Here is a 21,708-nt window from a genome sequence, read left to right as displayed (position 1 = left end):
GGCGGTCAGTTGACGGGCACCTGTATCGCATAGGTCCTGCCGCGCTTGACGTAGTTCAAAGCCTTGTCACCGATGGCGGTCACTTGTCCGCCATCAAGTGAACTGCCGATTTCCACCCGGACGTAGCGGCCGTTTGTCAGCCTGACCAGCGCGCGCCGTGCATTGGCGCGTCCGTAGACCCCGATCAGATTGATATCGCCAAGCTGGATCGCATCCTCTTGCGTCGCGGCACGCGCTACGCCGCCGGGGACCGCGCCGCCATTGCGGGGGGCTGCGGACGCGGCAGGTGCCGATCTGGGGGCAGCAGCTGCCTGCGGGGCAGGTGTGGCGGGTGTGGCAGGGGTCGCGGCCGTGGCGCGTTGCCGTTGCAGGGCCGCTGTCACCACGCGGCTGAAATTTTGCGGGCGCGTGCGTGGTCTGCGCGATTCAGCGATGGCGTTTCTGGTGATATCGATGAAAGGCGATGCCGTTTCTTCGGTCGCGATCCCCGCAATGACCGACGCAATATCAGGATCACTGGGCAAGGCTTCGGGCGGCAGGCTGGTGTCCAATCCGGCAGGCCGTGCTGTCGGGCGCGGCTCATCCGTGGGCCGGGCAAGCAATGCTTCTGCTGTATCCTCTGTGCCTTGCAAACCTGCAATGCCAACCGCGCCGGGTGCCAAGTCTGCATTGGCTTCGGCCAGATCGTTGGGCCGTACGGGCGGCACAACAGGCGGCGGTCCGGCGATAATTTCTACGCCATCGGGCGATGGGGCAAGGGCCTGCATCATCGCCAGTGTTTCACTGGACAGTTCGGGACGGGCCCTGACGGTCAGGTCGGGCAGACCCGCAAAAACGATGGCCCCTTCGGGTGTCACCGCCCCTTCGGGCGTAGCCACGATATTGCCCTGTTCGTCCACGGCAAAGCGGGCGGTTGGTGGCGGCGGATCGGCCGGGGCCAGAAAATCAAGCTCGGGTGCCAGCACTTTGCTTTCAAGGGTGATCGGTTGCGCGACCTTTCCCGGCGCCGGCAGCGCTTCGGGCCAGACCACACCATCCTTTGTGGTCGTTTCAGGCGCTGCAAGGATGCGTGGCGCACGTTGCCAAACGCCGGTTGCCTGATAGATCAATTCCGCCTCATCAGGGCTAAGTACGCGCCCGCGCAGAAGTGGTGCGCCGACCGTTGCAACAGTCGCTTCCGGTGGCGGGGCTGGCATTGCGGTAGGCGCGCTGAGCGGCGTATCTGGTGCCGCCAGCATAAAAGCGGGTGGGGCACTGTAGGCGGCAAAGCTGATCCAGTCCTCAAAGATTGGCAGGCCGGGCGACACCGCCAGCGGTGCGGGATTGGAACGTGCCAAGGTCGGTGCTTCGGTTGGCACGTCCGGTGGCACATTGGACAATTGCGCGGCGGTATCTGTCGGTTGTTCCGGTATTGCGGCCTCGGATGCCGGGTTGATCGGAACAGTATCAGCTTCCCCCGATTGCATCCACAGCCAGCCAGCCAAAGCCGCGCTGGCCGCGACCGCAGTGCCGACCATGACGGGCTTGGCCCGGTTCGGAGCCGGTTTTGCGGCGTTGCGCACCGGCGCTTTTGGTGCAACGATGACCGGTGCGATGCTTTCAACGTCAGGGTAGTGCGGCGGCGCGGCAGGAGCGACCGCAGTGCGCGAGCCGACAACACGCTGCTTTGCTCGGCGCTGATATTTCGGCCGTGCCGTATGGTATTCTGCAATGATCGGATCGACCGGTATCGTGAAAACCGGACTATTCGGGGGAAGGGCCTTTGGCTGTGGTTCCGTTGGTTCGGGGGGCGTTTGTGGTGCCTCTTGCGGTTCGACGGCATCAGCGATGATGGCGGCCGGTTCTTCGACGACCTCGTCAAACTGCGCAGTTTCAGGCTCTTGCGCCTCTTCTTCGCCGCCATCTGTGGCCTTGGGTGCCGTCTCCGCCGGGGCGTCAACCTCAGCAAACACAAGCTGTTCGCCTGTGGTCGCTGGTTCTGGTTCTACTGGCGCGCTATCCACCTCAGGTGCGGCTGCCTGTGGTTCCGGATCATCTGCGCGTGCAGGCTCCTGCGCGTTTGTGCCCTCATCCGGTGCTTCATCGGCAGCAGAGGGCCCAAGCAGGGTCGCAAGATCGTGCCCGTCAGCCGCAGGCAATTCATCGTCGGGAATGTCAAAGATCAGCAGACGCGACTTGATCCGGGTTCCCGCGATCATGATCGGCAGAACATCGCGCGTGACCTCGCCATTGGCACCCAGAACTTCGGTCATCATCCGGGTCGGGCCAAAGAAAACTTCGCTTTGGAATGTGAAAGGTTCGGGGATCGCCACGAAACAAACCGGGTTGAAGCGGTGGGCGCGCGCAAAGGCCTCGGCCTCGTCCAGCGTTTCCTTGGCCACGGCTGCAATGTGGGTGCGGCCGCCCCGCCGCTCGCTGTCAATCACCAGTTCGTCCAGCGCGTAGGGGGTCGTCCCGTCGATGGCCGCTTCGATCTCTTCTTGCGTGGTCTGCGTCGTATCAAGAGCCAGATATTTGATCTGGTCCAACGGGATAACGAGTTTCGTGCGCATGCCCGTCGGCTCTAACGCCATGGCTTTGTTGCGCAGATCGGCCAGCACATCATCAAGCCTGGGGTCTTCGATGGATGCGTCGCCCACAAGCTTCCAGCCTCCGGTCACCCGGTGGAGCAGCTGAATCCCCTCCATGGAAAGCGATAGCGCGAAGTTTGTGGTCATACCTGCATCTAGCATCGGTCTATTTTCAGCAAAATGCGTTTTGCTCTTGTCGGGTGACGATACAGCACAAACCTGCCAAGGCCAAGTGGTTGGCGGACCCGTCACCGGGCCCGCCGCTTTTGCTAGGCGGTTGCCTTGGCCAGTGCCTGATCCAAATCGGCAATGATATCATCGGCATCTTCGGTCCCGATGGACAAGCGCACGATGTTTGGCCCCGCACCCGCTGCTTCCTGCTGTTCAGTGGTCAGTTGCCTGTGGGTTGTGCTGGCCGAGTGAATGATCAAACTACGCGTGTCCCCCAGATTGGCCACATGGCTGAAAATCTCGAGGTTATCGACAAGTTTCACACAAGAATCGTAGCCGCCTTTCACTGCGACGGTGAACAGGGCACCAGCCCCCTTGGGGCAGATTTTCGGCACCAGTTTGTTGTAGGGCGATGATGGCAGACCTGCATAGGTCACATAGTCAACGCGCGGGTCATTCTCGAGCCAGGTCGCGACCTTGACCGCGTTTTCAACGTGCCGCTCCATCCGCAGGCTCAGTGTTTCGATGCCCATCAGCGTGTAATGCGCCGCCTGCGGGTTCATTGTCATGCCCAGATCACGCAAGCCGATGGCGATGCTGTGGAAGGTAAAGGCCAGCGGGCCGAAGGTTTCTGCGAATTTCAGTCCGTGATAGGCAGGCTCCGGCTGGGACATCGACGGGAACTTGTCATTGGCCGACCAGTCGAACTTGCCACTATCGACGACGCAACCACCCGTGACCGTGCCATTGCCGGTCAGATATTTGGTCGTCGAATGCACCACCAGCGTGGCCCCGTGTTCAATCGGCCGGCACAGATATGGCGTGGCGGATGTGTTATCAACGATCAGGGGCACGCCCGCGGCGTCCGAAATGGCCGAGATCGCATCAAGGTCGGTGATATGCCCGCCGGGGTTGGCGATGGCTTCGCAGAACACCGCGCGGGTGTTGTCGTCGATGGCCGCCTTGACCGCTTCGTGATCGTCAAAATCAACGAATTTCGCCGACCAGCCAAAGCGTTTGATCGTCTGGCTGAACTGGGTCACGGTGCCGCCGTACAACCGGCTTGAGGCCACGATATTCAGCCCCGGCCCCATCAGCGGGAAAAGCGCCATGATTTGTGCCGCATGCCCCGATGAACAGCAAACCGCGCCAACGCCGCCCTCAAGTGTTGCGATCCGCTCGGCCAACACGGCCACAGTCGGGTTGGTCAGGCGCGAATAGATATAGCCGACCTCTTGCAGGTTGAACAACGCCGCTGCGTGATCTGCATCACGGAACACATAGGCCGTTGTCTGGTAAATCGGCGTCTGGCGGGCCCCCGTGGCGGGGTCGGGCTTGGCACCTGCATGAATTTGCAGCGTGTCGAAACCGTAGGTCGGATCGTCGGACATGTCTCTTCTCCCTTTGAAACTTGTTGCGCCAAGGTGTAGGCGCAAACGCAGGCGGCCTCAACGGCCCGATGTAAAAAGAGGAACAACCCATGCCCGTCCCTTTCCATCTTGCATTCCACGTTTTGGATTTAGACGAGGCCCGAGAATTCTATTCCGGTGCCCTTGGTGCGACAGAGGGCCGGTCAACCGAGACATGGGTGGATTTTGACTTCTTCGGACATCAGCTAAGCCTGCATCTGGGGGAACCTTTTGCCAATGCGCCAACCGGCAAGGTGGGTGATCATATGGTGCCGATGCCGCATTTCGGGGTGGTCTTGCCATTGGATGACTGGACCGCGCTGGCGGGGCGACTGGAAGAACGGCAAACCGATTTCATCATCGCCCCCTCTGTGCGGTTCAAGGGCGAACCCGGCGAACAATGGACGATGTTCTTTCGCGACCCGTCGGGCAACCCGATCGAGGTGAAAGGCTTTGCCAGCACCGATGGGATTTTCGCAGATTGATCAGGCGGTGTCGCGGGCGGCTAGGTACTCAGCCAGGCGTCCAGGGACGTTTTGAGAGCAGCCCAATCGGTGAATTCCTTGTCGTGGTGGGGATCAACCTCCTGGTCTTTCTGGGACGCAATCCAGCGCATCGCCATTGATTTGAAATAGTCATACTCGGAAAACCTGAAAGCACCCGCCACATGCATGACGGTTTGCGGTGTCCATCCGGTTTTGCTGGCGAAGTTGGCGACGCAGTCTCGCAAACCCTGCCAGTCGTCTTCGTCCGTGCCAGCGGCTGCCAGCGATACGGATATGAACGCGGCTTTCATGTGTGCCAGTGCGGTGGCCTTTTTGCGTGCGAGCCTGACCAGTGGTTTCTGGTATTTGCCCAAATGAACCGAACCTGCCAGCAGAACAGCATCAAATCGGTTCAATTCAGCATCCGCTGCATCAGATGCACCGGATAGTTCGACACTATGGCCCTGTGCATTCAGATAATCAGCACAATAACGTGCAATCTTGCGGGTCTGTCCTTCGGTCGAGGCATAGGCGATCAGGATTGTCATAGCCAACTCCATTTTTTCACAGTCTAGGGGATTTGCCCGTCGCGGATTTTGACATGGATCAGTCTGTGGAAGTGCCCCGCGCCTTTGGCGGCCGCATCGGCACCTGCCGAACAGACACGGACGCTGCTCAGCTTCGTGATGGCGACCGCCGCCGTTGCAACCTTGTCGCCGTCTTTTGTGAGCAGGTCTGCCATTCGGGTACCGACTTTTTTGCCTGAAACAAGCCTGTCTTAATTCGGCTGGCTGCCCAATCTTGGTTAACGCATCCAGAAACCGGCAGATTTGATCTTGTTGCGCAGGGCCTGTTCCTTGCGTGGCAGGTTGTCTTGATCGAACAGGGCGCGGACTTTCTGGCCGCGTCCTTGATAGATCATGCGTTTGAACGGATCATATTGCTTGAGCCATTTCTTGATCTTGTGGGGGCTGGCCACTGCTTCCAGCGCCGCAACGGCGGCGTCACTTTCGCGGGCATAGAACAGGGGCAGAACCCTGTAGTGGCAACTGACACCGTCATCCAACCCGTCGAGTTCCGGCCCCGGTCTGCCACCGCCAAGGCTATGAATGACCAGCGGCAGCACAACCTGATCCAGCCATGGATCAAGTGGCTGGATGACCAGTTCCTCGGGCGGGTCATTGCGCACCGACAAGGCAAATTCGGTAAACCTGCGCCCGAACACGGCCGGGTCAGCGCCAAAAAACCAGCCTGCGTTGAAATACAGGTAGCGTTCCCAGAATTCGTCAGGCTTTGACAGGTCAAGCGAACTTTCGAAGTCCAGATCGAAGCGATCGTAAAGTGATTTCCAGATCGCGGTGTAGCCCGGCCAGTAAAGCTCTTCCACCGGCCAGCTGGCGTCGCGCTTCATTGATGCGGCGGGCCGCGTGAAATCAAAGGGCACCGATCCAAGGTCGCCGGTGATGATCGTATCGGTGTCAAAAAACACAAACGGCTCGCCCGGGGGCAGGGCGGCCAATGCTTCGATCTTGTTGCCATGTGGATATGATTGTCCAAAATGTTCTGACGCGAAAGGCACAATCCGTGCGCCCAAACCGGTAAGTATATCGCGAATCTCGTCCGTCATCCGGGGGTCGCGGTCCCAAAGCGGGCCGGGTTGCGGTTCGGCCACGTACAGTTGGCCGGCGAAATCCGGTACAAATTGAAGCAGCGACGCGGCAAAAAGCACGGCCTCAAACTGCAAACGCCCTGATTGTCCAACGATTATTACATTAAATCTATGCGCGATTTGGTGCGCCATGTTGCTTTTTTTTTCCCGTTGTGCCTTAGGCTGACGTATCGCGGCGTTTGAACTGTGACAACCTTGGATCGGTAGTGCAACAAGATGGCGGGGACTAAAGTGCGTTTTGCGGGGCACAAGAAAAATGCCCGACAATGATTTTGATTTTCAAGATATTTTCTTCTCGACGCTGGCGCCGTTGGCTGTTGTCGATGATACCTATCGGGTCGTCTGCAATAATCATGCGTTTGCTGCCCTTTTAGGAGAGTCCGAAGATACCATCGTCGGCACGTCGGTGATTGCGATATTCAAGCGCAATGGTGTGCGGTGCGATCAGATCGAAGACTTGTTCGATGGTGCGTTGGACGGGAAGGGCGCCAGTATGGTGCAGCCGTTTCACGTCATGCGCGCGAAGGGCGAAACAGACGATGAGCCAAGGGGCATTTGGCTGCGCATGGAATGTATGTGGATCCCGGCCAAGGAGAAGCGCGGACCGATGCTCCTGTTGCGGCTCAGCAATGCGACCAACGAAGTGCGCGCGATCGAAAGCCGCGAAAGCTTTGCCGAGGAATTGCAGCACCGCATAGGCAATGTCCTGACGCTTGCCCAGATCATCGCGCGCAAGACAGCCAGAACCTCTATTGACATGCGCGCTTTCGTGCGTGCCTACGAACGGCGGATCAGGGCACTGGGCAGGACCCATACATTCTTGTCGAAAGAGGATTGGGATGGCATGACCATCAAGCAAATCCTTGAGACACAAATCCTGTTGCAAAATCATTCCCGGGCGGATTCCATCACGCTGGAAGGCCTGCCTTGGCGCCTATCGGTGCTGCACGCGCAGACATTTGCAATGGCAGTTCACGAACTGCTTGCGAACGCTGCCGCGTTTGGCGCGCTAAGCGTTCCCGACGGGCGCATTGCCATCAGTTGGGAGCGAACCGAGAACGGCAGCTATCACTTCGAATGGATCGAGAGTGGCCTTACCGATCTCAGGGAGCCGGAGCAGCACGGATTTGGCATGCAAATGATATGTCAGTTGCTGCCCGGACAGCTAGAAGGCAAAGTCCACTGTGATTTTACACCAACCGGGTTGCATTATGGACTTGACGTGCATGAAGATGTGACTGTTCCGGTCAGCCTGCCGCTGCTTCAGCCGCACCTTCAGCAAGCACGCTAGGGTCCTGATCCTAGATCCGCTGACCGCTTTGTTTGTCAAAATAATGTGGCAGTTCGGGTAAAATGCCAAAGCCGATTGTCCCGCCCTTGGGTGTTTGGGGCGGCTTGTCGGTCTTTACGATGAATTCGATGCCGGTTTCTGTGATCAAGTGCACAAGCGCATATTTACCGAGGTTTTTAACAAGCTCCAGCTTGCCCTTAACCACGGCACCCGTGGCAGTCGGCACCAAACGTCCGGGCCGCAATCCAACCTGTTCACCTGCCGCGACGGTGCGCGTCAACGTCGCGCTTGAGGTCGGTGTCAGATCGGCGGCGTCAAAGAAATTCATCTCGGGGCTCCCGATGAATTGCGCCACAATCGCGGTTGCGGGCCGCTCATACAGTTCGATGGGTGAACCAACCTTTACGAGATCCGGCCATCGCGCAACACGACGATCTTGTCGGCGAGGGTCATCGCCTCGACCTGATCGTGGGTGAAGTAGATCGTCGTGATTTTCAGTCGCTCGTGAAGCTGCGCAATCTCGAGCCGGGTCTGCACCCGCAAAGCCGCATCAAGGTTCGACAGCGGTTCATCAAACAAGAACACTTCGGGGTCGCGCACGATGGCCCGGCCGGTGGCGACACGCTGGCGCTGTCCTCCCCACACATTGTGACCCGGCCCGCGTCCAGCAAATTGCATGAAAATTTCCACCCCGTCGGCGTTTCAAAGGCCTCAATTCCAAATGCTTTGCCACGCGATCACATGCCGCGTTTGTGCGCATGGACCGCGCAATTCCCACAAGGCCTGATTTGAAGGCGGGGGCAAAATGCGCATTGGCTGCAAGGACGGCCAAACTATCAGACGGTGTCACATACCCGCTTCAATAGAGATCAGCTATTGGCCTTCTCACTTACTCCATCGGCGTAATCGAGGAGAACGGCCTCGCATCCATCGTTCCAGATCGCAGCAAGACTCTTTGAAAACGCTTCTTTAAACATGCTGTTTTCTATGAGGTCTCCATAAATGTTGCTCTGTTCCAACCATGCCAAAGGACGTTCCTTTGCTGCCAAGGCTGCGCTTTTGAGGTCATCCCAGATCGGATCATTGGCTTCGATAACGGAGCCATCTTCGCGCGTGCCTGCACACATCCGCGCCCAAAGTGCCTCAACAAGGGCAAGACCCTCGACCGAACGCCCGGCTGCAACCTGATCACGCAAGATGGGCAGAACAAAACCCGGATGGCGTGCCGAGCCGTCAAAGGCAACACGGCGCGTGGTGTCGACAATCCGCGGGTTTGAAAATCGCGTTTCGATCAGGTCAACGTATTCTGCCGGCGTCTTGCCTGGAACCGGAGCAACTGTCGGCGCGATTTCACTGCGTTGGACTTTGCCAAAGAATGCCCGAATGGTGGGATTGGCCATGCAGTCGGCAATGGTTTCGATGCTCAGGATTTCACCCACATTCGCGATGACTTGGTGGCCTGCGTTGAGGATGCGGATCTTCATCGTTTCAAAGCCGTGCACATCATCCGAAAAGGTTGCGCCGACCTGATCCCAATCAGGGCGGCCCGCGCAAAACTTGTCCTCGATCACCCATTGCCGGAAGGCTTCGTGTGTGACCAAAGCATTGTCTTTGATGCCAAAGTCTGCGGCCAAGGCCAACTCTTTGGGGCCGGTGGCGGGGGCGATGCAATCGACCATGGAATTGGGGAATGTCGCCTCGGCACCAATCCAATCGGCAAGGGCAGGATCGGACAGACGGGCAAGCGATACAACCGTCTGGCGCAGGATGTCGCCGTTGCCTTGCAAGTTGTCACAGCTTTGGCAGGTGAAAGGACCACGGCCTGCGGCCCGGCGCAGGCGCAGGGCTGCGACGATTGCGCCAAAGGCTGTCCGCGGGGTGTCGGGGTTGGCGGCGTCATGCACAAGGTCTTCGTGACCGGCATCAAAACCTTTGGTGACCGGATCGATGTAATAGCCGCTTTCCGTGACGGTCATGGAGACAATCCGAATGGCCGGGTCTGCCATTTGCGCGATGAGCGGCGCGTTGCCTTCTTCGATGGGCAGATAATCGATCATGGAGCCGATAACCTCGGCTGATACGTTTTCGGGATCAAGCTGAATCAATGTGGTCAGGCAATCCTGCGCCAGCAGTTTTTCCCGCATTGCTGCATCGTAGGGCCGTACGCCCGCGCCGATGATTGCCCAGTCGTGGGCCAGACCTTCCTGCATCAGACGGTGTAGATACCATGCCTGATGGGCGCGGTGAAAATTCCCGACCCCGATGTGTACGATGCCCGGCGTCAGCGCCGTACGGTCATAGGTTGGGTGCTCGACGCTCAATCGATCAAGTGTCGCGTTAGAAAGGGAGGTCAGCTCATCCATTGTCCACCATCCACGTTGTAGGTTTGCGCGACGATGTAATTCGCCGCATCGCTGGCCAGAAACACGGCCATGCCAGTCAAGTCATCAGGGGTGCCCATTCGCCCGAAGGGGACGGCGGCACCAACCTCGCGTTTTTTCTGTCCCGGCTCTTTGTTTTCGTATTTCGCAAAAAAGGCATCGACGCCATCCCAATGTTCGCCGTCCACGACACCCGGAGAAATCGCGTTCACGTTGATGCCGTGTTTGATCAGGTCAAGACCCGCAGATTGGGTCAGGCTGATCACGGCGGCCTTGGTGGCGCAATAGACAGCGACCAGCGGTTCCCCGCGACGGCCTGCCTGAGAGGCCATGTTGATGATCTTGCCGCCCTGATTGCGTTTTATCATGTGGCGCGCGACGGCCTGCATTGTGAAGAGTGTGCCGGAGACGTTGATATCGAAGACGCGTCGGTAGTCTTCATGTGTAATCTCGACAATGGGCGCGGCGGTAAAGAGGGCCGCATTGTTGATCAGGATGTCGATCTGGCCAAACTCTTCGGCGGTTTGATCAACAGCAGTGTTTATACTGCTCTGATCTGTAACATCCATTTTCACAGCAATGGCGGATTCACCCAGCTCTTGCGCTGTCGCTTTTGCGCGGGAGTCATCAATATCGGCAATCGCTACGCGCGCGCCTTCCTCGATATACGCCTGCGCAAAGGCCCGCCCGATTCCTCGGGCGGCACCTGTTATCAGGGCTGTTTTGCCAGCTAGTTGCATTAGTCGATCCGCAGACCCTGAGGGTCGAACTTGTGCAGTTTGTCCAGCTGTGGCGTGAGGTAGATGTCATCGCCGTGCTTGACCTCGATGTCGCCCGTGATGCGCACGGTGAACATGTCGCCGGGGCCGGTCTCAAGGCCAGTATTGTGCACGTGGATAAAGGTGTCAGAGCCAAGATGCTCTGCGACCCCGACTGTGCCTTTCCAAGTGCCCTCTGTCTTGCTGACATCCGTATGCTCAGGACGGATACCAATGGTGGCAGCATCATGCTTTTGCGCCTCTGCACCCTTGATCAGGTTCATCTTGGGAGAGCCGATAAAGCCCGCAACAAATTCGTTGCGTGGGTTGTGATAGAGTTCCAGAGGGGAGCCGACCTGCTCGATAATGCCTGCTCGCAGCACGACGATCTTGTCAGCCATTGTCATGGCTTCGACCTGATCGTGGGTCACATAGATCATCGTGGTCGCCAGACGCTTGTGCAACTCGCTGATCTCCAGCCGCATGCCGACCCGCAGGGCAGCGTCGAGGTTGGACAGTGGTTCGTCGAACAAGAACGCCGATGGTTCCCGCACAATGGAGCGGCCGATGGCCACACGCTGCCGCTGACCGCCCGACAACTGACCCGGCTTGCGGTCCAGGTAGTCGGTAAGGTTCAGCGCCTTGGCAGCTGCCTCAATCCGGCGCTTCTGCTCGTCTTCCGGCACGCCCGCCATCTTCATCGGAAACGCGATGTTCTTGCGTACCGACATATGCGGGTAGAGAGCGTAGGACTGGAACACCATTGCCAGACCGCGCTTGGCGGGCGGTACGTTGGTGGCGTCCGCGCCGTCGATCTCGATATGGCCTGAGGTGATGTCCTCAAGCCCAGCAATCAGGCGCAGAAGGGTGGACTTACCGCAGCCCGAAGGCCCGACAAAGACTGTGAATTCTCCATCTTCGATTGTCAGGTCTAGGGGGGGAATGACCTGCACGTCGCCAAAGCTTTTGGTGACTTGGTTAAGTTTGATTTGTCCCATTGGTCAGGTTCCTTATTTCACAGCGCCGAAGGTCAGGCCGCTAACGAGTTGTTTCTGGCTGAACCAGCCGAGAATGAGGATCGGTGCGATGGCCATGGTGGAGGCCGCACTGAGCTTGGCGAAAAACAGACCTTCCGGGCTGGAGTAGCTTGCGATGAAGGCAGTGAGAGGTGCAGCGTTCGCCGCTGTCAGGTTGAGCGTCCAGAAGGCTTCGTTCCATGCGAGAATGAAGTTCAAGAGCAGGGTCGATGCAATGCCGGGGATCGCCATAGGTGTCAGCACATAGAGGATCTCCTCTTTGAGTGACGCTCCGTCCATCCGGGCCGCTTCGAGGATTTCACCGGGGATTTCCTTGAAGTAGGTATAAAGCATCCAGACGATAATCGGCAGGTTCATCAGCATCAGGATGATCACCAGTGCGACGCGGCTATCCAAAATCCCCAACTTGATGCAAATCAGATAGATAGGATAGAGCACGCCGACCGCAGGCAACATCTTGGTGGACAGCATCCACAGCAGAATGTCTTTTGTGCGCCGCGACGGAACAAAGGCCATCGACCAAGCCGCAGGCACGGCAATGATGATGCCAAGGATTGTAGAGCCACCCGCGATAATGATCGAATTCCAAAGGAACTTGGCGTAATTCGACCGTTCCATAACGGCGGTGTAGTTTTCCAGCGTCCAGTCAAAGGCGAGAAAAACAGGTGGGTCTGCAATCGCTGTTGCCTCGGTCTTGAAGCTTGTCAGGATTGTCCAAAGGATTGGGAAAAAGATCAGTAGACCGATCACCCAGGCTGCGGTTGTATTTATGATCTTGCGTTGTTGTGTAACTGCGCGGGCCATTATGTCCTCCTCACGCGTCGAGATTCTTGCCAACGATGCGCATCAAGAAGATAGCAACGATATTGGCGAGAATGATTGCGTAAACACCACCAGCAGAGCCCAAACCAATGTTCTGGCTTTCAAGCACGCGCTGGAAGATCAGGTAGGTAAGTGTCCGGGTTCCGAATGCACCACCTGTCGTAACGAAGATTTCGGCAAAGATCGCGAGCAAAAAGATTGTCTGGATCAGCAGCACGATGGTAATCGCCCGGCTCAGGTGCGGTAGCGTGATAAATGCAAACCGCTTCAGGGGGGGCGCGCCGTCCATTTCGGCAGCTTCCAGCTGTTCGCTGTCGAGTGATTGAATGGCGGTCAGCAAGATGAGGGTCGCGAAAGGCAGCCACTGCCAAGAGACGATCATCACGATCGAAGGCAGTGATGCCTCGGACAGCCATGACACCGGATCAGCACCAAAGAACCGCCAGAGGTGTGCGAACAGACCGTTCGTTGGATCCATGAACATGTTCTTCCAGACCAGCGCAGAAACGGTGGGCATGACAAAGAAAGGGGCGATCACGAGAATGCGCACGACGCCCTGGCCCCACATCGGCTGGTTTAGAAGGATGGCGAGAAGAACGCCGAAGAAAATTGTGATTGCCAGCACGCCGCCGACAACAATGAGAGTGGCTGAAACAGATGGCCAGAACGCACTCGAACTTACGAAACGAACATAGTTTTCAAAGCCGACCCATCCCAGATCACCGCCACGCATGGGCAGGTATTTCTTGAATGAGAACAGTAGGGTCATAACCAAGGGTACAAGCATCCAGCCGAGGAGCAGAATAACTGCCGGTGCCATCATGATGCGAGCCGCTGATCGGGAGTGTTGGGTTGCCATTGGACATACCTCCTCTGTTGATCGCCATGGGGCAATCTGAAACCGAATTGCGATTTTATGGAAGTGGGGAAATGCCCGAGGGAAAAGAATTCACCCTCGGGCGGATAGTGCGCTTAACGGTAGCCAGCGGCTTCCATTGCGTCGTTTGTCAGGGCCTGAGCCTTCTCAAGCGCTTCGTCAACGGACTGCTGCCCAGCATAGACGGCCGAGAATTCCTGGCTGACTTCGGTGGCGATGCCCGCAAACTCGGGGATCGCGACGAACTGGATACCAACGTAAGGAACAGGATCCACGGTCGGGTTTTTCGGATCGGCGGCATTGATCGATTCCAACGTCATGGCTGCGAACGGAACGCTCTTGTAGTTGTCGTTTTCATAGAGCGATGTACGGGCGCCCGGAGGAACGTTGGCCCACCCTTCGTTGGCGGCAACCAGTTCGATGTAATCCTTCGAAGTTGCCCACTCGAGGAACTCCTTCGCAGCATCTTCTTTCTGTGTACCGGCGGGAATTGCCAGCGCCCAGGCCCAGAGCCAGTTTGCGTTCTTGCCTTTGCCGGTGTTCGGCGCCAGCGCGAAGCTGACCTTGTCCGCCACGGTCGAGTCATCGGGGTTGGTCACGAAAGAGGCCGCAACAGTGGCGTCGATCCACATGCCACACTTGCCTTGCTGGAACAGGTTCAGGTTTTCGTTGAAACCGTTGGTCGCGTAGCCTGTCGGGCCGGATTCGTTCATCAAATCGACGAAGAATGTCAGCGCTTCTTTCCATGCGGGCTGATCAAACTGGGCGTTCCAGTCCTCATCGAACCAGCGTGCACCGAAGGAGTTGGCCGTCACGGTGATGAACGCGCCGCCTTCGCCCCAGCCAGCCTTGCCGCGCAGGCAGATGCCGTTGATGTCATTTTCACGATCGGTCATTGCCGCAGCCGCCTCACGGATGAACTGCCAGGTTGGTGCCTCGGGCATCTCGAGACCGGCCTTTTCCATCAGGTCGGTGCGGTACATGACCATCGAGCTTTCGCCGTAGAAAGGTGCCGCGTACAGTGTCCCGTCATAGCTCAAGCCTTCGCGCATGGCAGGCAAGATGTCGTCTGCGTCATACTCAGCAGACAGATCGTTCAGGGGAATCAGCCATTCGTTGGCGGCCCAGATCGGTGTCTCGTACATGCCGATGGTCATGATGTCGAAAGAACCGCCCTTGGCGGCGATGTCTGTGGTGACGCGCTGGCGCAGAACGTTTTCTTCAAGCGTGACCCACTCAACCGTGTGACCGGTCTTTTCGGTGAAATCGTCGGTGTAGCCCTGCATACGGATCATGTCGCCGTTGTTCACTGTGGCGATTACAAGGTTTTCGGCAAAAGCGCCCCCTGCCGTAATAAGAGTCATTGCCGTAGCGGCATATAGTTTCGTGGTAAATGACATCCCAATTTTCCTCCTCTTTGGGTGATGCCTTTCAATCTACAAGATATTATGACGCGTAGTCAATTAAAATTTAGCGCGCGTAAATATATATAATAAGAATTGCGTTAACAATGACTTACGCAGAGTCTCTCATGATCAAACGCCCATCGAATGTCGTCTCGGTACGGTCAGAAAGGCGTTCGTCGTCCTCCAGTATCCCAAAAAGCTCGCTCACTGCGCGATTCGCGATTGCCTCGTAATCCTGCGCGATGGTGGTCAGTGGGGGGCACGTGTACCGGGAGAAAGGATGGTCATCGTGTCCCGCAATCCGAAGGTCACAGCCTGTGCCGTGGCCAACGCGCAAGCCAAGCCCGTAGGCTGCAGAAAGCATGCCAATCGCGAGCCGGTCGTTGCTGCAAAGGATGGTATTGGTGCTGAAAGCCTTTGAGGACAAAAGCCGCGCTCCTTCGGTGCTTCCGATCTCTTCAAAGTTCCAGCCTTCGCCTTCCGCTTGAAAGATGCGCGGCTCCTGGCCATGCCGTTCCATGCTTTCGATGTAGGCCTGACGCCGCTTATTGGCATTGGGGTTGGTGGGGTTTCTCATCTCGAAAAAACAGGGCGGCTCACCGCTGCGGCACAGGTACTCCACCATAAGATCAACGCTTTGCCCGTTGTCTGTACCCACAAAGGCCTGGCCCACTTTGGCCATGTTGGCGTCAAAGAGAACGAGTGGAAATTCTTCATCAAACGCCTGAACCGCAGCTTCATCTGACATCCGGCCAAATGGGGCAAGCAGAACGCCCGCTGGTTTGAGTGACCGCAGGGTTTTGAGGTTATCGCGCTCCATTTCCGGGCTACCGTGAGAACTGAGCAGAATGGGGCTGTAGCCGGCATCAATGCAGGCCAGTTCCACACGTCGGCCAATTTCCGAGAAGAATGGGTCAGCCAGATTTGGCACAACGACACCGATGTTCTTGGTGGTGCGCCGGTTTTGGTTCATCGCAAAGACGTTTGGTTGGTAGTCATGCTTCTTCAAAGACGCTTCGATCTTGGCGCGGGTTGACGCGCGTACGCTGTCAGGATCGTTGAAGTATTTCGAAACAGTCGGGCGTGAAATACCGCTGAGCGACGCGAATTCTTCCATATTGCGAATTTTTGGCTGAGCCATTTTGACACCTGACGTCTGTAAAAGATGCGCGCGATAACTTTTGTAAGATAGGAATGTTGCCTGCCTCGCGTCAAGGAGGTACGTAAATAAAGCCTCTCTTTATCCTAAGTGACCGGCACATTGCCGCGATCTTGGGCAGTCGCAACGTCGCGGCCTTTCGAAAGCCCAATACCCAAATCAGATGAAATCTGAGGGCGTGTTAAGCCACTGGTCGTGGCGGTACGCTCCGCATCACGGCGAAACTCATCAGTGTATCTCGTTGCCATTTCTTGTCTCCTTCATAGCAAACATTGCTGGAAAGAGACCGGAACTAAACCGAGACAAGACTATTCTGTATCCGTACACCTTTGCGACACGAAAGGTTGCCCTTCGAAGCGCAAGTCGATCCGCCGTGGTGAGATCAAACACGGCGCACAATCGATTTTGCGTTTTCTACAGCCTGACGAGCAGCTTGTACCGATGGCGCGGGCGATGTTCACCGATCTTTGGGATGGGCGCGCCCTTGAGGCCAAGGACGCAAAGGAGACGCTCAACAAGCAGCTCAAGGCTCTGGGTGCGGAAGTAAAGTCGCTGCTCGGACGTATCGTGCAGGCAACCAGCTTGGCCGTGATAGGCGCGTATGAGGCGTGTATCGAATAGCCGGAGCATCAACGGCTGAAACTGGTAGACAAGATCGATTCCGAGCTTCCTTCAAATGGACACCCTTCGGAGTTTATGGAACCGGTAATCCAGTTTCTGACAAACCCTTGGAATCTTTGCAAGAAAGGCAACTTTGCGATGCAGCAAACAGTGCTGCTTCTGACTTTCGCAGAGCCCCATCGCTACAGCCGGAATGAAGCTTGTCGCACCGCTAAAACTACCTTTCCCTTCAAGGTGTTAGCGAGAATTTCAACACAAAAGTGCGAAATGGTGGGCGACCCTGGAATCGAACCAGGCGTGCGTCTCCGCGAGGGAGTTACAGTCCCCTGCCACACCTTGCGGCCTGTCGCCCACTGATCGGCTGATTACCCGTGACCCTTTGCTGCGTCAACCGCAAAAGCACAGCTAATTTGGGCAGCCCTTCACACAGGCTGATCTGTAGGGTATCGCACATCTGAGTTTGCCGGATGGGATGACAGATGAAGAAACCAAAATGGGTCGTTGCCAAAGAGCAGGCCAAACGCGCAGCGGCACAAGAAACGGTCTGGTTGTTCGGTTTACATGCGGTCCGGGATGCGCTTGAAAACCCCAAACGCGAGAAGTTGCGCCTTGTTGTCACCCGCAATGCAGCGGAACGGCTGGGTGACGCCATTGCCGCTGGCGGCGTGGAGCCAGAAATCTCTGACCCCCGCAAATTCGCAGCCCCGCTTGATCCGCAATCGGTGCATCAGGGGGCGGCACTTGAGGTCAAGCCGCTGAATTGGGGGAGCCTGACAGATGTGGCCATCGGTGATGGACCGATGCCGCCGCGTGTTATCTTGCTGGATCGGGTGACCGACCCGCATAATGTCGGTGCTATTTTGCGATCGGCCGAGGTTTTTGGCGCGCGTGCCGTGATCGCGATGCAGCGTCATGCCGTTCCGGAGACAGGCGCGCTGGCCAAGACCGCCAGTGGTGCGCTTGAGCGGCAGCCTTACTTACGTGTCCGCAATCTGGCGGATACGATGACGGCGCTGAAGGAGATGGGTTATTTGTGTCTGGGTCTTGATGGGGACGCCCCCCAGACCATAGATGAAGCGCTGGAAGGGCGTCGTGACCATGCGGTGGCCCTCGTTTTGGGTGCGGAAGGACCGGGTTTGCGCGAGAAGACACGAGAGACTTGCGATGCGCTTGTCAGGATTGATGCCGCCGGTGGCTTTGGGTCGCTGAATGTTTCCAACGCCGCGGCTGTGGCGCTTTATGCTGCAAGGGGGGCCTGATGGCGGCGGTCAAGGTTGCGACCTGCTGCTATTGCGGCACGAAAGCCGCTTTGGTTTTGCGCGGAAAGAGCCGTCATGAACTGACTTGCGGGCAATGTGGCGCGCCGTTGCGCCGGATGAAAATGCTCAAGACGCAGCCTGAGCAGGCGACTGCGCATGCGGCAACACCCGCCCGCCCAAACCATCGCACCCGCCCGGCAGCGGCCCGTCCAGCCCAACCCCGCAAACCGCGGCGCCGCAAGAGCCTTTTCCAAAAGGTTGTGTCGGAAATCTGGGACGAAATCGAAGATATCTTCGATTGAGGAGCCGCTGGGTCCAGGGCCGCCATTCAAGCGGGCAGGAATGACGACCAGCCTGCAACTCACATGGCGGAAATAGCAGATATTGCAGTCAGGCATTTTACCATCCCACTGGATGTGGTTCTGGTATCGGCGTTGTTCTTGCATGGCCAGCGCTGGCGGCTCTTGAAAAATCCCGGGTGGGGCGGACATAAGCCGCAAAAGCTGTCTGTTCACGTTTACAGGAGCAGGTCTTTTTCTTTCGCGTCTGCGTTCATAGCTACACTGTATCGGCGCGTCTTCGGAACAAACGTGTCGATTTCACTGTCCCTCGTTCCACACTTGCGCCCGGATCCCCTCCGGGCGCTTTTTTCTTCCGCGAATCCTGCATAGAGTGACGTTATGGATTATTCGAATGATATGTTGCGTGCCGTCTTGAGACGGACAAAGGTGATAGCAGCGGTGGGCGTGTCGGCCAATCCTGTACGTCCAAGCTATTATGTCGCCCGTTATCTGGGGCTGAAGGGGTATCGTGTGATTCCCGTCAATCCAAGTCTGGCGGGCCAGCAATTGCTGGGCGAGACCGTCTATGGGGACGTCACCGACATTCCCGACGATGTGGACATGGTCGATATCTTTCGCCGCTCTGACGCGGTTCCGCCGATTGTTGATGCCGCCCTGGACCGGTGGCCTGATTTGCAGACGATCTGGATGCAGATTGGTGTGACGCATCCGCAAGCAGCTGAAAAGGCCAGTGCGCGTGGCGTTGATGTGATTCAGGGTCGATGCCCGAAAATCGAATATCAGCGCCTGTTCAGTGAATTGCGGATGGCCGGCTTTGCCACCGGTTTGATTTCGTCGAAACTTTAGGGTTCTGACCCTATCGCGCCGCTTTTTCAGCGATGCCCGATGTACCTTGCCGCTTGGCCAGTTCCTGCATGACCTCATCAAGTGTGACGCCTCGTGCGGTCAGCATCACCAGCAGGTGATAGAGCACATCTGCCGCCTCTGATGTCAGCCTTGTCTTGTCGCCCTTGACGGCTTCGATGATCGCCTCGATGGCCTCTTCTCCGAACTTTTCGGCGCATTTTTCCGGCCCCTTGGCGAGCAGCTTGGCCGTCCAGCTGCTGTCGGGGTCGGCATCCTGGCGTGATGCAATCAGGCTGGCCAGATCATCAAGGGTCATAGGCGCACCGGAATGCCAGCGGCTGCCATATGGGCCTTTGCTTCGCCGATTGTATAGGTCCCGAAATGAAAGATCGACGCAGCCAGCACCGCAGAGGCACCGCCGTCGGTCACGCCTTCGACCAGATGGTCCAGCGTACCCACGCCACCGGACGCGATCACCGGCACATGCACGGCGTCAGAAATCGCGCGGGTCAGCGGCAGGTTGAAGCCCGATTTGGTGCCGTCCCGATCCATTGAGGTCAGCAGAATCTCACCGGCCCCTTTTTCGACGACCGTGCGGGCGAATTCTACGGCGTCAATGCCGGTTGGGCGCCGCCCGCCGTGGGTGAAAATCTCCCATTTGCCGGGGCTGACCGTCTTGGCGTCAATGGCCACAACAATGCATTGCGATCCGAACCGCATCGCGGCCTCGGCAACCACGTTGGGGTCGGCGACAGCGGCTGAGTTGAAACTGACCTTGTCGGCGCCCGCCAGCAGCAAATCACGCACGTCATGATGGGTACGCACCCCGCCGCCGATGGTTAACGGCATAAAACATTGTTCCGCTGTGCGGGTGGCCAGATCAAACATCGTGCCCCGGTTTTCCTGCGTTGCCATGATATCAAGAAAGCACAGCTCGTCCGCGCCGGCCGCATTATAGGCAATGGCCGCATCGACAGGGTCCCCCGCGTCAATCAGGTCCACAAAGTTCACGCCTTTCACAACGCGTCCTTCGGCGACATCAAGACAGGGGATGATACGGGTCTTCAACATGCCGAGATCATTAGGCGGATTGTGCCAGAAGTGGAAGGGGTCCGCGGCGACTTGTGTAAGCTTTTGTCATGCAACCAAGGGCGCTGCCGATGAAAACACTGATCATAGCCGCATTGCTTGCCCTGTCAGCCACAGCCGCATGGGGCCGAGATCGTCACAAAACCCGCGCCCCTGTAGGTCAGTGACACAATCAACGGGCTGGTCGCAGGGGTGGTCGCCAAAGTGAATGGCGCCCCCAATGCATTGACGGAAATGCGGTGCGCCGGAATTGAGCCCGCTGCGAGACCACAGACGGACGTGGCGCAGTGCCTAATTCTGCAACAGGTCCAGTGCCTGCGACAGATCAATCGCGCCATCATAAAGTGCGCGCCCCGAAATCGCGCCCGCGATCACGCCTGTTGCTTTCAGCGCGGACAGGTCGGCCATGGACGACACGCCGCCCGAGGCGATCACCGGAATATCGACTGCGCGCGCCAGATCGGCCGTCGCATCAATGTTCGGCCCCTTCATGGCCCCGTCGCGCAGAATGTCGGTGTAGATGATGGCGGCGATCCCTGCGTCCTCGAACGATTTGGCAAGGTCTGTCACCATCACGTCGGTTTCTTCGGCCCAGCCGCGGGTAGCAACCCGTCCGTTGCGCGCGTCCAGCCCAACCGCAACCTGGCCCGGAAATGCGCGGGCCGCTTCGCGCACCAGATCGGGGTTTTCGACCGCAACGGTGCCCAGGATCACGCGGGCCAGCCCCTTGTCGAGCCAGCGCGCGATTGTGGCCATATCGCGGATGCCGCCGCCCAGTTGGGCAGGCACAGGGCAGGCTTTCAGGATCGCTTCGACCGGGGCCGCGTTCACGGGTTCACCCGCAAAGGCGCCGTTCAGGTCCACAAGATGCAGCCATGTGCAGCCCGCATCAACAAAGGTCCGCGCCTGTGCTGCCGGGTCGTCGTTAAAGACGGTTGTCTGATCCATGTCCCCATGCACCAGCCGCACAGCGTTTCCATCCTTGAGATCAATAGCGGGGTAGAGGATCATGCGCTTTGCCTTTCGTTGGGTCTGGCCGCGTTTATGCATGTGCCTTGGCAGATTGCAATGAAAGCCCGCGACCCGACGTCAGACTTGATCGCGCACAGCCATGTGGCGCATCTTTGCCGCCAACGATCAGGGAGGATCACTGAATGAAAAAGCGCATGATGACTGCCATCGCTGCAATCTGTCTGGCAGGGGCCGCGAACGCGGACCCGCTGGAAGGCATCTGGCAGACGGCCAAGGATGACAATGGCAACTTCGGTTTTGTGCAGGTGGCCCCGTGTGGTGCAGCCCTGTGCGGTCGCCTGATCAAATCCTTTGACACCGATGCAAATGAAATCCCGTCAGATTTTACCGGGCAGAGCATCATTTCTGAAACCGTGCCGGAAGGTGGCGGTGCCTACAGTGGCAAGATTTTTTCACCCGATCGTGGCAAGACCTATAGCTCCAGCCTTGAGTTGAACGGCGACCAGTTGGCTGTTTCCGGCTGCGTCTTCGGGATTTGCCGCAGCAGCGGCGTTTGGCTGCGCGTGCAATAATCGGCATTTTTT

At 57.7% G+C, this 21,708-nt stretch carries 23 protein-coding genes, 1 tRNA gene and 2 pseudogenes; 7 read left to right on the top strand and 19 right to left on the bottom strand.

What is annotated here, in order from left to right; all coding sequences use genetic code 11:
* Positions 1-5 precede the first annotated feature (5 nt).
* Together C8N45_RS14000 and C8N45_RS13995 are read right to left on the bottom strand one after the other, a co-directional pair.
* Positions 6-2,717, bottom strand: coding sequence for a hypothetical protein (locus tag C8N45_RS14000; protein WP_108386875.1), 2,712 nt, complete (start codon positions 2,715-2,717; stop codon positions 6-8).
* Positions 2,718-2,839: 122 nt separating this feature from the next.
* On the bottom strand, positions 2,840-4,132 hold the full coding sequence (locus tag C8N45_RS13995) for an O-acetylhomoserine aminocarboxypropyltransferase/cysteine synthase family protein (protein WP_108386874.1): 1,293 nt from the start codon (positions 4,130-4,132) through the stop codon (positions 2,840-2,842).
* Positions 4,133-4,221: 89 nt separating this feature from the next.
* Here C8N45_RS13995 and C8N45_RS13990 point away from each other — a divergent pair, with 89 nt between their 5' ends.
* Positions 4,222-4,635: a VOC family protein gene (locus tag C8N45_RS13990; RefSeq protein WP_108386873.1), complete on the top strand. Its 414-nt coding sequence runs from the start codon at positions 4,222-4,224 to the stop codon at positions 4,633-4,635.
* 20 nt (positions 4,636-4,655) lie between these two features.
* Here C8N45_RS13990 and C8N45_RS13985 read toward each other — a convergent pair whose 3' ends face one another.
* The 3 genes from C8N45_RS13985 to C8N45_RS13980 form a co-directional block, all read right to left on the bottom strand.
* Positions 4,656-5,183: a flavodoxin domain-containing protein gene (locus C8N45_RS13985; protein ID WP_108386872.1), complete on the bottom strand. Its 528-nt coding sequence runs from the start codon at positions 5,181-5,183 to the stop codon at positions 4,656-4,658.
* Positions 5,184-5,206: 23 nt separating this feature from the next.
* Positions 5,207-5,377: a hypothetical protein gene (locus C8N45_RS23265; RefSeq protein WP_168769485.1), complete on the bottom strand. Its 171-nt coding sequence runs from the start codon at positions 5,375-5,377 to the stop codon at positions 5,207-5,209.
* Between the two features lie 63 nt (positions 5,378-5,440).
* Positions 5,441-6,436, bottom strand: coding sequence for a GT-B fold glycosyltransferase domain-containing protein (locus C8N45_RS13980; protein WP_108386871.1), 996 nt, complete (start codon positions 6,434-6,436; stop codon positions 5,441-5,443).
* Between the two features lie 124 nt (positions 6,437-6,560).
* Between C8N45_RS13980 and C8N45_RS13975 the strand changes: the two genes are divergently transcribed.
* The gene (locus C8N45_RS13975; protein WP_108386870.1) at positions 6,561-7,595 is read left to right on the top strand and encodes a sensor histidine kinase; all 1,035 of its coding nucleotides are present in this window, start codon (positions 6,561-6,563) and stop codon (positions 7,593-7,595) included.
* Positions 7,596-7,605: 10 nt separating this feature from the next.
* Here the strand turns inward: C8N45_RS13975 and C8N45_RS23700 are convergent.
* From C8N45_RS23700 to C8N45_RS23260, 10 genes and pseudogenes are all read right to left on the bottom strand, one after another.
* A pseudogene (locus tag C8N45_RS23700) lies at positions 7,606-8,243 on the bottom strand (ABC transporter ATP-binding protein); the annotation flags it as partial.
* Positions 8,225-8,448, bottom strand: a pseudogene (locus C8N45_RS23695) (alpha-D-glucose phosphate-specific phosphoglucomutase); the annotation flags it as partial. The pseudogenes C8N45_RS23700 and C8N45_RS23695, both read right to left, overlap by 19 nt.
* Before the next feature lie 16 nt (positions 8,449-8,464).
* On the bottom strand, positions 8,465-9,958 hold the full coding sequence (locus C8N45_RS13960; protein ID WP_181868944.1) for a mannitol dehydrogenase family protein: 1,494 nt from the start codon (positions 9,956-9,958) through the stop codon (positions 8,465-8,467).
* Complete coding sequence (locus C8N45_RS13955) at positions 9,946-10,716, bottom strand: L-iditol 2-dehydrogenase (protein ID WP_108386868.1); 771 nt, start codon at positions 10,714-10,716, stop codon at positions 9,946-9,948. Before C8N45_RS13955 ends, C8N45_RS13960 begins: the two co-directional genes overlap by 13 nt.
* Positions 10,716-11,732 (bottom strand): ABC transporter ATP-binding protein, encoded by a 1,017-nt coding sequence (locus C8N45_RS13950; protein ID WP_108386867.1) that lies wholly within the window; start codon positions 11,730-11,732, stop codon positions 10,716-10,718. The genes C8N45_RS13955 and C8N45_RS13950 overlap by 1 nt, the downstream gene beginning before the upstream one ends.
* A 12-nt stretch (positions 11,733-11,744) precedes the next feature.
* Positions 11,745-12,575, bottom strand: coding sequence for a carbohydrate ABC transporter permease (locus C8N45_RS13945; RefSeq protein WP_108386866.1), 831 nt, complete (start codon positions 12,573-12,575; stop codon positions 11,745-11,747).
* Positions 12,576-12,585: 10 nt separating this feature from the next.
* Positions 12,586-13,452: a carbohydrate ABC transporter permease gene (locus C8N45_RS13940; RefSeq protein ID WP_108386865.1), complete on the bottom strand. Its 867-nt coding sequence runs from the start codon at positions 13,450-13,452 to the stop codon at positions 12,586-12,588.
* A gap of 113 nt (positions 13,453-13,565) precedes the next feature.
* A complete protein-coding gene (locus tag C8N45_RS13935) occupies positions 13,566-14,870 on the bottom strand; it encodes an ABC transporter substrate-binding protein (protein WP_108386864.1) in 1,305 nt (434 codons plus the stop codon).
* Positions 14,871-14,985: 115 nt separating this feature from the next.
* Positions 14,986-16,017, bottom strand: coding sequence for a LacI family DNA-binding transcriptional regulator (locus C8N45_RS13930; protein WP_108386863.1), 1,032 nt, complete (start codon positions 16,015-16,017; stop codon positions 14,986-14,988).
* Positions 16,018-16,121: 104 nt separating this feature from the next.
* Positions 16,122-16,283: a hypothetical protein gene (locus tag C8N45_RS23260; RefSeq protein ID WP_168769484.1), complete on the bottom strand. Its 162-nt coding sequence runs from the start codon at positions 16,281-16,283 to the stop codon at positions 16,122-16,124.
* Between the two features lie 157 nt (positions 16,284-16,440).
* Here C8N45_RS23260 and C8N45_RS13925 point away from each other — a divergent pair, with 157 nt between their 5' ends.
* A complete protein-coding gene (locus C8N45_RS13925; protein WP_133175982.1) occupies positions 16,441-16,656 on the top strand; it encodes a hypothetical protein in 216 nt (71 codons plus the stop codon).
* A gap of 268 nt (positions 16,657-16,924) precedes the next feature.
* Here the strand turns inward: C8N45_RS13925 and C8N45_RS23255 are convergent.
* Positions 16,925-17,008, bottom strand: a tRNA-Tyr gene (locus tag C8N45_RS23255).
* 127 nt (positions 17,009-17,135) lie between these two features.
* Here C8N45_RS23255 and rlmB point away from each other — a divergent pair.
* The 3 genes from rlmB (at position 17,136) to C8N45_RS13910 (ending at position 19,063) form a co-directional block, all read left to right on the top strand.
* The gene (gene rlmB, locus C8N45_RS13920) at positions 17,136-17,915 is read left to right on the top strand and encodes a 23S rRNA (guanosine(2251)-2'-O)-methyltransferase RlmB (RefSeq protein WP_108386861.1); all 780 of its coding nucleotides are present in this window, start codon (positions 17,136-17,138) and stop codon (positions 17,913-17,915) included.
* Positions 17,915-18,217: a hypothetical protein gene (locus tag C8N45_RS13915; RefSeq protein WP_108386860.1), complete on the top strand. Its 303-nt coding sequence runs from the start codon at positions 17,915-17,917 to the stop codon at positions 18,215-18,217. Before rlmB ends, C8N45_RS13915 begins: the two co-directional genes overlap by 1 nt.
* A 378-nt stretch (positions 18,218-18,595) precedes the next feature.
* Positions 18,596-19,063 carry a CoA-binding protein gene (locus tag C8N45_RS13910; RefSeq protein ID WP_108386859.1) on the top strand — a complete coding sequence of 156 codons (468 nt, stop codon included), beginning with the start codon at positions 18,596-18,598 and terminating at the stop codon, positions 19,061-19,063.
* Between the two features lie 10 nt (positions 19,064-19,073).
* On the opposite strand, the gene C8N45_RS13905 is transcribed toward C8N45_RS13910, so the two are convergent.
* The 3 genes from C8N45_RS13905 to hisA all read right to left on the bottom strand — a co-directional run bounded on the left by C8N45_RS13905 (position 19,074) and on the right by hisA (position 21,163).
* Complete coding sequence (locus tag C8N45_RS13905; RefSeq protein ID WP_108386858.1) at positions 19,074-19,379, bottom strand: phosphoribosyl-ATP diphosphatase; 306 nt, start codon at positions 19,377-19,379, stop codon at positions 19,074-19,076.
* Positions 19,376-20,134, bottom strand: coding sequence for an imidazole glycerol phosphate synthase subunit HisF (hisF, locus tag C8N45_RS13900; RefSeq protein ID WP_108386857.1), 759 nt, complete (start codon positions 20,132-20,134; stop codon positions 19,376-19,378). Before hisF ends, C8N45_RS13905 begins: the two co-directional genes overlap by 4 nt.
* A 309-nt stretch (positions 20,135-20,443) precedes the next feature.
* Complete coding sequence (gene hisA, locus C8N45_RS13895) at positions 20,444-21,163, bottom strand: 1-(5-phosphoribosyl)-5-[(5-phosphoribosylamino)methylideneamino]imidazole-4-carboxamide isomerase (RefSeq protein WP_108386953.1); 720 nt, start codon at positions 21,161-21,163, stop codon at positions 20,444-20,446.
* A gap of 143 nt (positions 21,164-21,306) precedes the next feature.
* Between hisA and C8N45_RS13890 the strand changes: the two genes are divergently transcribed.
* On the top strand, positions 21,307-21,696 hold the full coding sequence (locus C8N45_RS13890; protein ID WP_108386856.1) for a DUF2147 domain-containing protein: 390 nt from the start codon (positions 21,307-21,309) through the stop codon (positions 21,694-21,696).
* The last annotated feature ends 12 nt before the right edge of the window (positions 21,697-21,708 follow it).

The organism is Yoonia sediminilitoris, assembly GCF_003058085.1.
Lineage (GTDB): Bacteria > Pseudomonadota > Alphaproteobacteria > Rhodobacterales > Rhodobacteraceae > Yoonia > Yoonia sediminilitoris.
This window is presented reverse-complemented; position numbering and strand designations above follow the sequence as displayed.